General features: G+C 61.9%; 2 protein-coding genes (1 of these 2 running past the window's edge). Both read right to left on the bottom strand.

The features are described from left to right. Positions 1-409: 409 nt before the first annotated feature. Positions 410-16,783 (bottom strand): non-ribosomal peptide synthetase, encoded by a 16,374-nt coding sequence (locus BLR20_RS04225; RefSeq protein ID WP_074594421.1) that lies wholly within the window; start codon positions 16,781-16,783, stop codon positions 410-412. Next, a protein-coding gene (locus BLR20_RS04220; RefSeq protein WP_054994101.1) for a non-ribosomal peptide synthetase crosses the window boundary here: on the bottom strand, positions 16,780-17,860 show its final stretch. The gene runs 14,954 nt beyond the window's last position; 1,081 of the gene's 16,035 nt are visible here — the last part of the coding sequence; its start codon lies off the right edge, out of view; the stop codon is at positions 16,780-16,782. The genes BLR20_RS04225 and BLR20_RS04220 overlap by 4 nt, the downstream gene beginning before the upstream one ends.

Raw genomic sequence — 17,860 nt, 5'->3', positions numbered from 1 at the left:
CGAATAACCTGCTGTTTATCATTTCGGAGAGGGTTGACGACTCCGGAACCCGGTGTCGCAAACAGTGTTTCGCACGATAAAAACGGAGGGGCTTCGAAACTCGAAGACAGAACGGGATCCGGGCGCAGGTACGATGGGCGCCGCCGCCATAAAGGGCTGCAGTCCTCTGACACATACACACGAAACGTCCCATTTGCCGTGCATCCCACACGTCGCAAAAATTAGAGCATCCATGGGCGACTGTATGTCGTGGGAAGCTGGGACAAGACTTGAGGGTGACGTCGACGCAGCGATGTGCGAGCGCCTGGCTGAGCAGGCTGGGAGGATGTTGCGAAGGCGCTGCCAAGAGCCTCAGGGTGGACAGCAACCGCCCGATCGTTTGCCGATCGGGCGGGCGATTACCGCAGCTTCAGATACGACGTTTGCGATTGAATGTCGGAATTTTAGTCTGCGGCACCTCCAGCCGCTTGACCTTGCCCACCGAGGCAGCCACCTGAATAAGCGTTGGATGACCGAACAGCACTCGCACATCCGCTTCGAGGTCCGCCTGGCGCATGCGCTCGATCAGGCTCACCGCCAGCAATGAATGCCCGCCCAGTTCGAAGAAATGGTCATGACGCCCGACCTTTTCGACATTGAGCAGATCCGCCCAGAGCGCCGCCAGCTTGATCTCGACGTCACCCACCGGGGCCTCGTAAGCACGCGAGACAAGCGCGCTGCTGTCCGGCGCCGGCAGGGCCTTGCGATCCAGCTTGCCGTTCGGCGTCAGCGGCCACGCATCAAGCAGCATATAGGCTGCCGGCAGCATGTAGTCTGGCAGCAGCTCTTGCAGGTGCGTGCGCAGCGCGCTGCTTTCCGGTAACCGTGCAGGATCGGACGCTGTGAAATACGCCACCAGACGGGTTTCGCCGGGTGCGCCCTCGCAGGCGACAACCACTGCTTCCTGTACTTCCGGGTGTCTTGCCAGACACGTATCGATCTCGCCCAGTTCGATACGGAAACCACGTATCTTCACCTGATCGTCGTTACGCCCCAGGTATTCGATGTTGCCATCTGGCAAGTAACGGCCCAGGTCGCCGGTGCGGTACATGCGTGCCGCTGGCTGCTGGCTGAACGGGTCCTTTAGGAAACGCTCGGCGGTGAGGTCATCACGGTTCAGGTAGCCCCGCGCCACACCGGCGCCGCCGATGTAGATTTCACCCGCGACCCCCAGTGGTACAGGCTGCTGTTGCTCGTCCAGCAAGTAAAACTGCGTATTGCCGACCGGTTTGCCGATGTGCGCTGCGAAACCATCTTTGCGGTCCATGGCCACCCAGCTTGAGTAGGTGGTGGTTTCCGAGGGACCGTAGAGGTTGCAAAGGCGCTGCACGCCGGTTTTCTCGAACAGCGATTCCACCAGGGTGCGTTTCAGCGCTTCGCCAGCAACGTTTACGGTGTGCACAGACGTTGGCAGGCCATCGATTTCCAGCAAGGCCTTGAGCGCCGAGGGCACGGTATTGATCAGGCCGATATTGTGATCGCCGTGTTGCAGTTCAAGGACGTTTTTCACCATGTGGATGCTGCCGCCCGACGTCAGCGGCGCGAAGCATTCGTAGACCGCAAGATCGAAGTTCAACGAGGTGGAGAACAGCGTTTTCTCCAGGGCGCAAGCGCCGAAAGCGTTATGCGCCCAGGTCAGGAAGTTCACCGTGTTGCGGTGCTCGATCATTACGCCTTTCGGCAGACCGGTGGAACCCGAGGTGTAGATCAGGTACGCCAGATGCGCAGAGTTCAGCCCCGCCACTTGCGGATTCTGGACGGATTCGACCTGCCAGTTGCTTGTATCAAGATTGATCACCGGCACCGAAACGTCGGCCAGCAAGCCCTGAGTAGCGGTTTGAGCCAGTACGGCAGCAGGTGCGCTGTCCTGCAACATGTAAGCAATACGTTCCGCCGGATAAGCCGGGTCGAGCGGTACGTAACCGCCGCCCGCCTTGAGGATCGCCAGCAAACCGACGACCATCTCCACGCTGCGTTCTACACAGATCCCGACGCGGGAATCCGGCTGCACGCCCTGCTTGCGCAAGGCATGCGCCAGACGGTTGGCCTGCTCGTTAAGCTCGCGATAGGTCAGGCGCTGTTCGCCATGAAGCACTGCCAAAGCGTCCGGTGTGCGCTCGACCTGTGCTTCGAACAAGCCATGAATGGTCTGTTCGTGCGGGTAATCCAGCGCAGTGTCGTTGAACCCCGTCAGCAACTGCTCGCGCTCGTCGGCAGGCAGGATCGGCAGACTGTCGAGGGCAGAGGACGGTGACTGTTCCAGCGCAACGAGCAGGCTTTCCAGCGCGGTCTGCATATACCCGCAGACTCGCCCGGCACCGATCTTGCCGGACACCAGCACCGACAACCTCAAACCGTCGCCCAGGTCATCGACGTTCAAGGTCAATGGATAGTTGGTGCGTTCTTCGCTGTTCAGCGTATGAATGCCCTGCCAGGCCTGGGTAGCCCGCTCGGATATGCTGCCAGGCGCACTGTGCCGGTAATTGAGCAGTGCACTGAACAGTGGCGTCGATGCGGCAACCCCGCTGCAACGCTGAGCCAAGGCCAGCGAAGCATGTTCGTGACCGAGCAGTGCAGTGAGGCGGGCATGGGTCGCCTTCACTCCGTCCCGCACGCCCTGCCCTGCAAGATCAACGCGCAGCGGCAAGGTATTGATGAACATCCCCAGTGCCCAGTTGGCGCCTTCACCGGCCTGCATCCGGCCCATCAGCACGGTGCCGAACACGACATCCTGGCGGTTTGAAACCCTGCCCAGCACCTGAGCCCAGGCCAGATGCACCAGACTGGCTGCGCTGACGCCCTCGCGTCGGGCCTGAGCACGCAGTCGCAGGTTCAACCGGCTGTCCACTACAAGAGCGGCTTCTTCGATATCACGGCCATCGCCCTGCACATCCTGCAGGCCGAAAGGCAGCGTCGGTTCGTCGATGTCGCCGAGCATGTCGCGGAAAAACACTTCGTGATCGGCCTGGCTGACGCCCAGACGCGCCTGAGCCACGTAATTGCGATAGGGCACGGGCGCCGACAAGGCTTCAGCCTCGCTCAGCAGCCAGGCCTGCATTTCATGCTGCACCACTTCCATGGCCATATGATCCAGGGCCATATGATGGAACAGCAGCATCGCAGTGATTCGCTGGTTGCGCGGATCCTCGGCATGGACCAGGTGCATCAGGGGCGCTTGAGTCATATCGAGGCGGTAGTGCCGCGGATCGAAACGGCTATGCAGTTGCGCGCCGATCTCACCGTCCGCCGGGTCAAGTTCAAGCCCCTCAAGGTGCATCTGCGCCTCGCGCCAAACCACCTGCACGGGTGATTCCAGGCCTTTCCAGACCACGCCTGTGCGCAGAATGTCATGACGCACGATGACCGCCTGCAACGCCTCGACGAAAGCGTCCAGACGCGCACGGTCATCGAAGGCGAACTGCACCTGCAGCACATAGGGGTCGCCCTGCTCGGCAGCAATATGGTGATAGAGAATACCTTCCTGCAAGGGGGCCAGCGCGTAGATATCCTGCACATTCGCTACGCCGCCTGGCACGCTGGCGACCACCTTATCGATCTGTTCCTGGTTCAGGTCGGCCAGTGGCAGCAGGTCAGGGGTGATGTGCTCGCAGTGCTCGGAAATCAGATTGGCGGGCACCACGATCTCGGTGCCGCCGCCGACGGCCGCTGCCAGCGCAGCCAGCGTTGGCTGACCAAACAGCACACGCACATCGACGCTCAGGCCCGACTGACGCATACGCCCGATCAGGCTGACGGCCAGCAGCGAATGACCGCCGAGTTCGAAGAAGTTGTCGTGACGACCAATCCGTTCAACGCCCAGCAGGTCTTGCCAGATAGCCGCGATCTGTATTTCGGTTTCGCCTTGTGGGGCTTCGTATTCGCGGTTGATCAGTGCATCACTGTCCGGTGCTGGCAGGGCCTTGCGGTCGAGTTTGCCGTTCGGGGTCAGCGGCAGCGCTTCGAGACGCACGTAAGCCGCAGGGATCATGTAGGCCGGGAGTTGCTCCTGCAGCCAGTCGCGCAGGCTGTCGATGCTCGGTTCAGTGTGGGCTGCCTGGACGGTGTAATAAGCCACCAAGCGTTTGTCGCCCGGGCTGTCCTCGCGGGCGGTGACCACCGCTTCATGGACCGCCGGGTGTTTGGCCAGGCGTGCATCGATCTCACCGAGCTCGATACGGAAGCCGCGGATTTTCACCTGATCATCGTTACGGCCCAGGTATTCGATATTGCCGTCAGGCAGGTAACGACCCAGGTCGCCGGTGCGGTACATGCGTGCCGCTGGTTGCTGGCTGAACGGGTCTTTGAGGAAGCGCTCGGCGGTGAGGTCATCACGGTTCAGGTAACCCCGCGCCACACCGGCGCCGCCGATGTAGATTTCACCGGCAACACCCAGTGGCACAGGCTGTTGCTGTTGGTCCAGCAGGTAAAACTGCGTGTTGCCGACCGGTTTGCCGATGTGCGCGGCGAAACCCTCTTCGCGATCCATCGCCACCCAGCTTGAGTAGGTGGTGGTTTCAGACGGTCCATAGAGGTTGCACAGGCGCTGCACGACGGTGTTCTCGAACAGCGACTCGATCAGGCTGCGCTTGAGCGCTTCACCGGCCACGTTCACTGTGTGGACCGATTCCGGCAGGCCGTTAACTTCCAGCAGCGCTTTCAGCGCCGAAGGTACGGTGTTGATCAGACCGATATCGTGCTCGCCGTGTTGCAGTTCCAGCACGTTCTTGACGACTTCGATACTGCCGCCCGAGGTGATCGGCGCAAAGCACTCATAGACGGCGAGGTCGAAGTTCAGCGAAGTGGAGAACAGGGTTTTTTCCAGTGCAGAGCCGTCGAAGGCCGTGTGCGCCCAGCTCAGGAAGTTCACGGTGTTGCGGTGTTCGATCATTACGCCTTTCGGCAGACCGGTGGAGCCCGAGGTATAGATCAGGTACGCCAGATGCGCCGAAGTCAGCCCTTTGACCTGCGGATTCTGGACGGATTCGTCCTGCCAGTGGCTCAGATCAAGGTTAATCACTGGCACCGAAACGTCGGCCAGTAATGCCTCAGTTGCCGACTGGACCAGCACTGCTACCGGAGCGCTGTCCTGCAACATGTAGGCAATGCGTTCTGCCGGATACGCCGGGTCCAGCGGCACATAACCGCCGCCTGCCTTGAGGATCGCCAGCAAACCGACGACCATCTCGGCACTGCGCTCAACACAGATCCCGACGCGGGAATCCGGCTGCACGCCCTGCTTGCGCAAGGCATGCGCCAGGCGGTTGGCCTGCTCGTTGAGCTCGCCGTAGGTCAGGCGCTGCTCGCCATGAACCACTGCCAAAGCATCCGGCGTGCGCTCGACCTGTGCTGCAAACATCCCGTGAATGGTCTGCTGCTGCGGGTAATCCAGCGCGGTGTCGTTGAAATCCACCAGCAACTGCTCGCACTCGGCCGCCGGCAGAATCGACAAACCGTGCAACGGCGTTTCTGGCGTCTTCTCCAGCGCCGTCAACAGGTTTTCCAGCGCTGTGTGCATATAGCCGCATACACGCTGTGCGCCGATTGACGAGACCACCAAAGCCGTCAGGCTGAACCCGTCGGCCAGATCATCGACGTTCAAGGTCAGCGGGTAGTTGGTGCGTTCCTCGTTGCTCAGGGCATGAATGCCCTGCCAGGCCTGTATGGCCTGTTCGGACACACTACCGACCCCACTGTGGCGATAATTGAGCAGTGCGTTGAACAGTGGTGTCTGTACGGCAATCCCGCTGCAACGCTGGGCCAACGCCAGTGAGGCATATTCGTGACCGAGCAAGGCAGTCAAGCATTTATGAGTGGCCCTGACTCCTTCACGCACGCCCTGCTCGCCCACCGACACCCGCAGCGGCAAGGTGTTGATGAACATTCCCAAAGCCCGATCTGCGCCTTCCCCTGCCTGCATCCGGCCCATCAGCACGGTGCCGAACACTACGTCCTGCCTGTTTGACACCTTGCCCAGCACCTGAGCCCAGGCCAAGTGCACCAGGCTGGCGGCACTCACCCCCTGTTGTCGGGCCTGAGCACGCAGGCGCAGATTGAGTTGAGGATCCAGCATCAGGCTGGCTTCTTCGATATCAAGGTCATCGCCCTGCGCATTCGTCAGGCCGAACGGCAGCGTCGGTTCGTCGATATCGCCGAGCATGTCGCGGAAAAACACTTCGTGATCCGCCTGGCTGACGCCCAGACGTGCCTGGGCCACGTAATTGCGGTACGGCACGGGCGCCGACAAGGCTTCGACTTCGCCCAGCAGCCAGGCCTGCATTTCATGCTGCACCACTTCCATGGCCATATGGTCCAGGACCATGTGGTGGAACAGCAGCATCGCAGTGATTCGCTGGTTGCGCGGGTCCTCGGCATGGACCAGGCGCATCAGGGGCGCTTGAGTCATATCGAGGCGATAGTGACGCGGATCGAAGCGGCTGTGCAGTTGCGCGCCAATCTCACCGTCCGCCGGGTCAAGTTCAAGCCCTTCAATATGCAATTGCGCCTTGCGCCAAACCACCTGCACCGGCGAGTCCAGACCGTCCCATACCACGCTGGTGCGCAGAATGTCGTGACGATCAATAACCCTTTGCAAGGCCTGAACGAAGGCGTCCAGGCGCTGGCGGTTGTCAAAGGCGAACTGGGTCTGCAGCACATAAAGGTCGCCGGTCTCGGCTGCCATGTGGTGATAGAGAATGCCTTCCTGCAACGGTGCCAGCGCGTAGATATCCTGCACATTGGCCACGCCGCCCGGCACGGTGGCTACGACTTGATCGATCTGCGGCTGGGTCAGGTTGGCCAGTGGCAGCAGTTCAGGCGTAATGTGCTGGCAATCCTCGGTGATCAGATTGGCTGGTACCACAATTTCGCTGCCACCCCCGACTGCTGCCGCCAGTGCCGCCAGCGTAGGCTGGCTGAACAGCACGCGTACATCGGCACTCAGGTCTGCCTGACGCATGCGCTCGATCAGGCTGACGGCCAGCAGCGAGTGCCCGCCGAGTTCAAAGAAGTGATCGTGACGGCCGACGCGTTCAACGTTGAGCAATTCGCACCATAAGCGCGCCAGGGCGATTTCCACTTCACCCTCGGGTGCCTCGAATTCACGGCTGGCATAGGCGTCGGCGTCCGGTACCGGCAGGGCTCGGCGATCAAGCTTGCCGTTGGCGGTCAGCGGCAACGCATCCAGCATGACAAAGGCGCTCGGCACCATGTAGTCGGCCAGCGACGCTGCCAGTTCACGGCGCAGTTCGACCGCTGACAAGGCGCTGCTGTCTTCGCCGACGACGTAAGCGACCAAGCGCTTTTGTCCAGGCTCGTCCTGGCGGGCCAGCACTACGGCCTCGCTGACGCCAGGGCATTCGACCAGACGCGCTTCGATTTCACCCGGTTCGATACGGAAACCACGGATTTTCACCTGGTCGTCGTTTCGGCCCAGATACTCGATGACCCCGTCCGCGTTCCAGCGGCCAAGGTCACCGGTGCTGTACAACAGGGCTCCAGCGTCGTCGCTGAAAGGGTTGGCGACAAACTGTGTAGCATTCAGCTCCGGGCGGTTCAAGTAACCCTTGGCCACGCCCTGCCCGCCGATGTAAAGCTCACCGACCACGCCCACCGCCACCGGTTGGCGCAGGGTATCGAGCACATAAACCTGGCTGTTGCCAATCGGGCGGCCGACAGGAATACCGCGGTTGCCGACCGAGGTGATCTCATGGGTCGTGGAAAAGGTCGTCGCTTCGGTCGGGCCGTAGCCGTTGAGCAAGTGTCGCGGGGCGCCTTCTTTCAAGACCCGGCCAATCACCGCCGGGTCCAGCACATCGCCGCCGACGATCAGGTAGCGCAGACGCGAAAAGGCTTCGCCCAGACCTGAAGCGTATTGATGGAACAACCCGGCGGTCATCCATAGCACAGTCACCGATTGTTCCAGCAGCAGGCGCTGGAACTCGCGCGGAGACAACACATCGGTCTGCCCGATCACTACTACGCAGCCGCCGTTGAGCAACGGTGCCCAGACATCCAGCGTGCTGGCGTCAAACGCAGGATTGGAAGCGAACGCTACACGATCCTGTGCATTGAAATCAGCGTAGCCGTTGTTAATCACCAGACGACTGATGGCCCTGTGCGGCACCAGCACACCTTTCGGAACACCTGTCGAGCCAGAGGTATACATGATGTAGGCGACGCTTTCGCTGGACTGCGGCAGTGTCAGATCATCGCCACTCAAGCCATCCAGCGTCAGTTGCTCGAGGTCAACACGCTGCGCAGCGGTTGCCAGCGATAGGTGACTGTGGGTCAGCAATACACGCGCCTGGCTGTCCTCAACCATGAACGCCTGACGTTCGGCCGGTGCATTGACGTCCAGCGGCACATACACCGCCGCGCACTTGAGCACCGCCAACTGGCTGGCGATCAGGTCGAGGCTGCGTTCCAGCAGAAGCGCCACGCTGTCACCCGGCTGTACGCCGAGCCCCAGCAGATGCCGCGCCAGACGATTGGCCCGGGTGTTGAGTTGTGCATAGCTCACGGCAATATCGTCGTGGATTGCCGCGCAAGCCTCGGGGGACGAACGTACCTGAGCTTCAAACAGGCTATGCACAGTCTGCTGTTGCGGGTAGTCCAGTGCGGTGTCGTTGAACGCCACCAGCAACTGCTCACGTTCGGCAGCCGGCAGGATCGGCAGGCTGTCGAGGGCCGACGACGGTGACCGCTCCAGCGCATCCACCAGATGCTCCAGCACGGTCTGCATGTAGCCACAGACCCGTTTGGCGCCGATGGTGCTGCTGACCAGTACCGTCAGGTTGAAACCGTTGCCCACGTCATCGATATTCAGGGTCAGCGGGTAGTTGGTATGGTCTTTGGCGCCGAAAGACTCGATCCCGTCCCAGGCTGTGGCGGTTTCTGCGCAAACATCGCTCACCACACTGTGCCGATAGTTGAGCAACGCACTGAACAGTGGCGCCGGGGCATCCACGCCGCTGCAACGCTGGGCGAGTACCAGTGGCGCGTGTTCGTGGCCCAGCAAGGCCGTCAGTTGCCCGTGGGTCGCTTTCAATCCATCGACCACCGTTGTCGCGCCAATATCGACGCGCAGCGGCAAGGTGTTGATAAACATGCCCAACGAGTGGTCGGCACCCTCGCCGGCCTGCATACGGCCCAGCAGTACCGTGCCGAACACCACCTGTTCACGGGCCGATACACTGCCGAGCACCCGCGCCCAGGCCAGGTGCATCAGGCTCGCGGAGCTGACGCCCGCCTGTCGGGCCTGGGCCCGCAGACGCAGGTTCAGTTCAGCGGGCAGGCTCACGCTCGCCTCTTCGATGTCACCGCCGCCGTCCTGCACATCCTGCAAACCGAACGGCAGCGTCGGCTCGTCGATGTCGCCGAGCATCTCGCGGAAGAACGCTTCGTGCTGGGCCTCGCTGACACCCAGGCGGGCCTGGGCCACGTAGTTGCGATATGGCACGCTCTGACCCAGAGAAGCACCCTGACCTAGCAGGTGCGCCTGCATTTCGTGCAGCACCACGTACAGCGAGGTGGCGTCGTTGACCAGGTGATGGAACAGCAGCATCGCCAGCCAGCGATCGTTGAGCGGATCATGGCTAAAGACAATCTGCATCAAGGGTGCTTGACGCACATCGAGGCGGTAATGCCGGGGATCGAAGCGCTCGTGCAACTGTTCATCAATCGCGCCGTCTGCCGGGTCGAGGCACAACTCGGTGACGCGCATTTCAGCCTGACGCAGCACCACTTGCAGCGGTTCGTCGAGACCTTCCCACAGCACAGCGGTGCGCAGGATATCGTGACGATTGATCACCCCTTGCAAGGCGTGGCTGAAATCGTCCAGTCGTGCGCGGTCGCGCAGACTGAACAGCGCTTTCAGGGTATACGGGTCGCCCTGCTCGGCACTGATGTGGTGATAGAGAATACCTGCCTGCAAAGGCGCCAGCGGGTAAATGTCCTGTACGTTAGTGGCACCGCCGGGCACATGCTTGACCACGCGGTCGATCTGCGCCTGAGTCAGGCTGATCAGCGGCAGCAGGTCCGGGGTGATGTGTTCACAGCGTTCCGGAATCAGATTGGCCGGCACCACGACTTCCGTGCCACCGCCGACCGCTGTCGCCAGTGCCGCCAGCGTAGGCTGGCTGAACAGTACGCGCACATCGGCACTCAGGCCGACCTGACGCATGCGCTCGATCAATTTAACGGCGAGCAGCGAATGGCCGCCCAGTTCGAAGAAGTGGTCATGGCGACCGACCTGTTCGACCTTGAGTATGTCAGCCCAGATCGATGCCAGCAGGGTCTCGACCTCGCCCTGTGGTGCTGCATAGCCACGACTGATCAGCGATTGCGCATCGGGCATTGGCAGGGCCTTGCGGTCGAGCTTGCCGTTGGCGGTCAGCGGCAGCGCATCGAGCTGTACATAAGCTACCGGCACCATGTAGTCCGGCAATGTGCCTTGCAGATGGTTGCGCAGGTGTTCGATGTCGAGCATGGTTTCAGGCTGTTGCGTCGTAACATAGGCCACCAGACGCTTCTCGTCAGGCACATCCTGGCGGCACAGCACCACGGCTTCACGAACCTCGGCGTGTTCGGCCAGGCGCGCTTCGATTTCACCCAGCTCAACGCGTAAGCCGCGGATTTTCACCTGATCATCGTTACGCCCCAGGTAGTCGAGAGTGCCGTCGGCGTTCCAGCGTGCCAGGTCACCGGTACGGTACATCCGGGCATCGGCGTGGAACGGATCACGCAGAAAGCGCTCGGCGGTCATCTCCGGCCGGTTCAGATAGCCCCGCGCCACGCCCGCCCCGGCGACGTACAGCTCGCCTGCCACCCCCAGCGGCACCAGTTGCTGATGCTCGTCGAGCAGGTACACGCGGGTATTGGCAATCGGTGTGCCGATGTCGAGGCTGCCGTCGGGCAGCAAACGCCCCGACGTGGCGACCACCGTGGCCTCGGTCGGGCCATAGTTGTTGATGACGGCGAAGCCCGGATCGCGCTGGAACTGGCGCAGACGGTCGCCACCGATCAACAGCGTGCGCAAGGTGGGGTGAGTCAGGCCGCGGCTGAAGGCGTATTCGGCGACTGGCGTCGGCAGGAAAGCCACCTGCAGCGGCTGGGCGATCCACCAGTCGAGCAGCGCATCGATCTGTTCATTGCTCACGTCCGCAGGCGGCAGGTGCAGGGTCGCCCCGGCACACAGCGCCGGCCAGACTTCCCAGGCCATGGCGTCGAAGCCGAAGCCTGCGACGCTGGCGGTATGGCTGCCAGCCTGCAGATCGAAGGCCTGGCAATGCCAGTCGATCAGGTTACCGAGGGTGCGGTGCTCGACCATCACGCCCTTTGGCTGACCCGTGGAGCCGGAGGTGTAGATCACGTACGCCAGATGCGTGGCGTTGAGCCCGGCCATCTGCGGGTTGTCCAGGCGTTGCGGCCATTCAGGTCGGTCGAGGGCGATAACCGGTACAGCCGTTTCCGGCACGCGGCTCATCAGGGTCTGCTGGGTCAGCAGCACTTTGGGTGCGCTGTCGGCCAGCAGATAGGCAATGCGCTCGTCAGGGTGCGACGGATCGACCGGGACGTAGCCGGCGCCTGCCTTGAGGACGGCGAGCATGGCCACCAGCGTGTCCAGCCCGCGACGGGCCATGACCGCCACGCGATCATCGACACCTACGCCGAGACTGATCAGGTGATGGGCCAGTGCGTTGGCGCGATGGTTCATTTCGCCGTAGTGCAGGCGATGCTCGCCCACCTGAGCTGCGACACTTTCGGGTGCGCTGACTGCCCGGGCTTCAATCATGGCGTGCACGGTCTGCTGCTGCGGGTAGTCCTGCGCGGTGTCGTTGAATGCCAGCAGCAGTTGCTGCCGCTCGGCTTCCGGCACTACCGGCAGGTCGCACACGGCTGAATCCGGGGCGGATTCAAGGGCCTCGACCAGATGACTCAAGGCGGTCTGCATGTAGTCGCAGATGCGCCGCGCATCGATACCCGCCACCGCCTGTGCATTCAGGCTGAAACCGTCGCCAAAGTCATCGACGCTCAAGCTCAGTGGATAATTAGCACGTTCTTCACTGCTCAGAACATGAATACCTTGCCAGGCCTGGACCGCCTGTTCGGAAACGCTGGCAGCTGCACTGTGGCGGTAGTTGAGCAAGGCGCTGAAAAGCGGCGTCGGTGCGGCAACGCCGCTGCAACGCTGGGCCAGGGCAAGGGATGCATGTTCGTGACCGAGTAACGCAGTCACGCGCTTATGGGTCGCCTTGACCTCGTCACGCACGCCCTGCTTACCTGCCGAAACCCGCAGCGGCAAGGTGTTGATGAACATGCCCAAGGCGCGTTCGGCGCCCTCACCGGCCTGCATCCGGCCCATCAACACCGTACCGAACACCACGTCACGCTTGCCCGACACAGTGCCGAGCACCTGGCCCCAGGCCAGATGCACCAGGCTGGCGGCGCTCACGCCTTGCTGCCGGGCCTGAGCCCGCAGGCGCAGATTCAGTTGAGGGTCCAGCGTCAGGCTGGCTTCCTTGACGTGGCGGCCATCGCCCTGCACATCCAGCAGGCCGTACGGCAGGGTCGGCTCGTCGATATCGCCCAGCATGTCGCGGAAGAACGTTTCGTGATCAGCCTGGCTGACACCCTGGCGTGCCTGAACCACATAGTTGCGGTACGGCACGGGCACCGACGCTGCCAGGGCTTCGGCCTCGCCGAGCAAGCCGTTCTGTATTTCGTGCTTCACCACTTCCAGCGCCGTGTGGTCCAGGGCCATGTGGTGAAACAGCAACATCGCGCAAATCCGCTGGTTGCGCGGATCTTCGGCATAGGCCACACGCATCAACGGTGCCTGACCGATGTCCAGACGGTAGTGACGCGGGTCGAAGCGGCTGTGCAGTTGTACGTCGATATCACCGTTCACAGGATCCAGTTCGAGCGCTTCAAGGTGCAATTGCGCCTTACGCCAGACCACCTGCAGCGGGTTCTCAAGGCCTTGCCACACCACACTGGTGCGCAGAATATCGTGACGGTCGATAACCGTTTGCAGCGCTTGAACAAAGGCGTCCATGCGTTCGCGGTTATCAAAGGCGAACTGAGTCTGCAACACATAGGGATCGCCGATTTCGGCGGCCAGGTGGTGATAAAGGATACCTTCCTGCAACGGCGCCAGCGGATAGATGTCCTGCACATTCGCTACGCCACCCGGCACGGTTGCCACGACTTGATCGATCTGCGACTGGGTCAGATCAATCAACGGCAGCAGCTCGGGCGTAATGCGCTTGCAATCCTCGCTGATCAGATTGGCCGGCACCACCACTCCCGTGCCACCACCGACGGTAGCCGCCAGTGCGGCCAGCGTCGGCTGGCCGAACAGCGCACGCACATCGACGCTCAGGCCCAGCTGACGCATATGTCCTATCAGGCTGACGGCCAACAGTGAGTGTCCGCCCAGCTCGAAGAAGTTGTCATGTCTGCCGACCTGCTCAATGCCCAGCAAGTCTTGCCAGAGAGCCGCGATCTTCGTTTCGGTTTCACCTGTCGGGGCTTCGTAGCCACGGCTGATCAGTGAGTCACTTTCCGGCGCTGGCAGCGCCTTGCGGTCGAGCTTGCCGTTCGGAGTCAGCGGCATTGCGTCGAGACGCACGTAGGCCACAGGGATCATGTAGGCCGGGAGTTGTTCCTGCAGCCAGCCGCGCAAGCTGTCGATGCCCGGTTCCGCTTGCGCGGGCTGGACGCTGTAATAAGCCACCAGACGCTTGTCGCCCGGCACATCTTCGCGCGCGGTGACTACCGCTTCATGGACTGCCGGGTGTTTGGCCAGACGTGCATCGATCTCGCCGAGTTCGATACGGAAGCCACGGATCTTCACCTGATCGTCGTTACGACCGAGGTATTCGATATTGCCGTCCGGCAGATAGCGGCCAAGGTCGCCGGTGCGGTACATGCGTGCCGCTGGGTTTTGGCTGAACGGGTCGTTGAGGAAGCGCTCGGCGGTCAGGTCGTCGCGGTTCAGGTAACCACGGGCCACACCGGCACCGCCGATGTAGATCTCACCTGAAACACCCAGTGGCACAGGCTGCTGTTGCTCGTCCAGCAGGTAAAACTGCGTGTTGCCGACCGGTTTGCCGATGTGCGCAGCGAAGCCGTCTTCGCGATCCATGGCCACCCAGCTTGAATAGGTGGTGGTTTCCGAAGGGCCGTAGAGGTTGCACAGGCGCTGCACGCCGGTCTTCTCGAACAGCGACTCGACCAGACTGCGCTTCAGCGCTTCACCGGCCACGTTCACGGTGTGCACCGATGCCGGCAGCCCATCAACATCCAACAGTGCTTTCAGCGCCGACGGTACGGTGTTGATCAGGCCGATATCATGATCGCCGTGTTGCAGCTCCAGCACGTTTTTGACGACTTCGATACTGCCACCCGAGGTGAGCGGCGCAAAGCATTCGTAGACTGCGAGGTCGAAGTTCAGTGAGGTGGAGAACAGCGTTTTTTCCAGTGCCGAGTTGTCTGTGCCGGCCTCGAAAGCCTTATGCGCCCAGATCAGGAAGTTCACGGTGTTGCGGTGCTCGATCATCACGCCTTTCGGCAGACCGGTCGAACCCGAGGTGTAGATCAGGTACGCCAGATGCGCGGAAGTCAGCCCCTGCACCTGCGGATTTCGGGCGGATTCGTCCTGCCAGTTGTTCAAATCAAGGTTGATCACTGGCACCGAAACGTCGGCCAGTAACGCCTCGGTCGCCGATTGCGCCAGCACCGCTGCCGGAGCGCTGTCCTGCAGCATATAAGCGATCCGTTCTGCCGGATAAGCTGGGTCCAGCGGTACATAACCGCCGCCCGCCTTGAGAATCGCCAGCAAGCCGACGACCATCTCCACGCCGCGTTCAACACATATCCCGACCCGCGAATCCGGCTGCACGCCCCGCTTGCGCAGGGCATGGGCCAGACGGTTGGCCTGCTCGTTAAGCTCGCCATACGTCAGGCGCTGCCCGTCATGAACCACGGCCAGCGCCTGAGGCGTGCGCTCGACTTGCGCTTCAAACAGGCCATGAATGGTCTGCTGTTGCGGGTAATCCAGCGCGGTGTCGTTGAAATCCACCAGCAACTGCTCACGCTCGTCGGTCGACAGGATCGGCAGGCTGTTCAACGGTGCCTGCGGCGTCTGCTCCAGTGCCTGGACCAGGCTTTCCAGCGCCGTCTGCACATAGCCGCAAACCCGCCGGGCACCGATACCGGCGACAGCCTGAACAGTCAGGCCGAATCCTTCGCCAAAATCGTCGAGGGATAAAATCAACGGGTAATTGGTGCGTTCTTCGCCGCCCCTCACCTCGATCCCTTCCCAGAGTTGAGCGGCCTGATCGGTCACTTCCTGATCGGTCGCCGCTTCAGCGGAACTGTGCCGGTAGTTGAGCAGTGCGCTGAACAGTGGCGTCGGTGCCGATACACCGCTGCAACGCTGGGCCAACGCCAGCGAGGCGTGTTCGTGGCCGAGCAATGCTGTCAAGCGTGCATGGGTGGCCTTGACCCCGCTGCGCACATCCTGCTCACCTACCGAAACCCGCAGTGGCAACGTATTGATAAACATCCCCAAGGCCCGGCGAACCCCCTCGCCGCCGCGCATACGGCCGATCAGCACCGTGCCGAACACGACATCGTTGCGCCCGCACAGGCGCCCGAGCACCTGTGCCCAGGCAAGGTGATGCAGGCTCGCCGCGCTGACCCCTTGCAGTCGGGCCTGATTTCGCAAGCGCCGACTCAGCGCTACAGGCAGGGTCTGATGCGCTTCTTCGATACCATGGCCGTCGCCGCGCACATCGTGCAGGCCTAACGGCAATGTGGGTTCATCGACGTCGCCGAGCATCTCGCGGAAAAAACCTTCGTGCTGCTTGTTCGTGACGCCGAGCCGGGCCTGGGCCACGTAGTTGCGATAGGGCACCGGCTCGCCCAGGGTGTGGGCCTGACCGCCCAGGTGCGCATGGAGTTCATGATGGATCTGGTCCAGCGCCGCATGGTCGATGGCGATGTGGTGAAACAGCAGCATCGCCACCCAGCACTGGTTGGCGACGTCGTGGGTGAAGGCCAGCCGCAGCAAGGGTGCCTGGCTGATATCGAGGCGGTAATGCCGTGGGTCGAAGCGTTGTTGCAACTGCTCGCTGGCGGTGCCGGCGGCAGGCTCAAGGGTGATTTCGCTGAGCACCAGGTCAGCCTTGCGCCACACGACCTGAGCCGGCTCGTCCAGGCCTTCCCATACCACGCTGGTACGCAGGATGTCGTGGCGGTCGATGATCTGCTGCAAGGCCGTGGTGAACGCGTCGAAGCGTTCCCGGCTGGCAATCGTAAACTGTGCCTGCAGTACGTAAGGATCGCCTTGTTCGGCGGCGATGTGGTGATAAAGAATGCCTTCCTGCAACGGCGCCAGCGGGTAGATGTCCTGCACATTGCGCACGCCGCCAGGGACGCGGGCAACGATGGTCTCGATGGCTGCCTGGTCGAGCTCGATCAACGGCAACATGTCCGGCGTGATGCGCTCGCAGCCCGGCGCAATCGCCTGGGCAGGAACGTCCACTTCATCGGCCTTGCCGCTGTAATACTCGCCGGCATTGATCAACTCGATCAACGCGGCCTTGTTCTCGCGCAACAGCGCCAGCACGGCTGGCTCCGTGAGGGACTGGCGCTTGCCGCTGACGACCAGTTGGTCGCCCTTGACGGCAAGCTGCACATCTTTCTCTTCCAGTAATGCCAACAGCTCGATCATGCTCACAGAACAATCTCCATTCTTTCCGTTGTTGCTGCGTATTCCATGAGGGTGGGGTGTTTGAACAGCGACTTGACCTCGGCCTCCAAACCTTCCTGACGCATGCGTTCCATCAGGCTGACAGCGAGCAGAGAGTGGCCGCCCAGCTCGAAAAAGTGGTCATGCCGTCCAACCTGCGTGACACCCAGCAAGTCTTGCCAGATACCGGCGATCAGTATTTCCCTCTCGCCTTGCGGGGCTTCATAACTACGGCTTGTCAACGCGCCCTCGCCCGGCTCAGGCAGCGCCTTGCGGTCGAGTTTGCCGTTGGGCGTGAGAGGCAATGCGTCGAGACGCACGTACGCCACCGGGACCATGTAGGCCGGCAACTGCCCCAGCAGCCAGCCGCGCAGGCTGTCGATGACCGGCTCCGTTTGCGCGGACTGGACCGTGTAATACGCCACCAGGCGTTTTTCACCGGGGACGTCTTCACGGGCGGTGACTACCGCATCCTGGACGGCAGGATGCCTGGCCAGACACGCGTCGATCTCGCCCAGTTCGATCCGGAAGCCGCGAATCTTCACTTGGTCGTCGTTACGGCCCAGGTATTCGATATTGCCGTCTGGCAGATAGCGGCCAAGGTCGCCGGTGCGGTACATGCGTGCCTGCGGCTGTTGGCTGAACGGATCCGCGAGGAAGCGTTCGGCAGTCAGGTCGTCACGGTTGAGGTAGCCACGGGCTACGCCCGCGCCGCCAATGTAGATCTCCCCCGCAATGCCCAGTGGAACGGGTTGCTGTTGGCTGTCCAGCAGGTAAAATCGGGTGTTGCCGACCGGTTTGCCGATGTGTGCAGCGAAGCCGTGTTCGCGATCCATCGCCACCCAGCTGGAGTAAGTGGTGGTTTCCGACGGGCCGTAGAGGTTGCATAGGCGCTGCACGCCGGTCTTCTCGAACAGGTTTTCCACCAGACTGCGTTTGAGCGCTTCACCGGCGACGTTGACGGTATGCACCGACTCTGGCAACGCGTTGATTTCCAGCAGCGCCTTGAGCGCCGACGGCACGGTGTTGATCAGGCCGATATCGTGCCCGCCGTATTGCAGTTCC

The sequence above is a fragment of the Pseudomonas congelans genome (assembly GCF_900103225.1).
Taxonomy (GTDB): Bacteria; Pseudomonadota; Gammaproteobacteria; order Pseudomonadales; family Pseudomonadaceae; genus Aquipseudomonas; species Aquipseudomonas congelans.
This window is presented reverse-complemented; position numbering and strand designations above follow the sequence as displayed.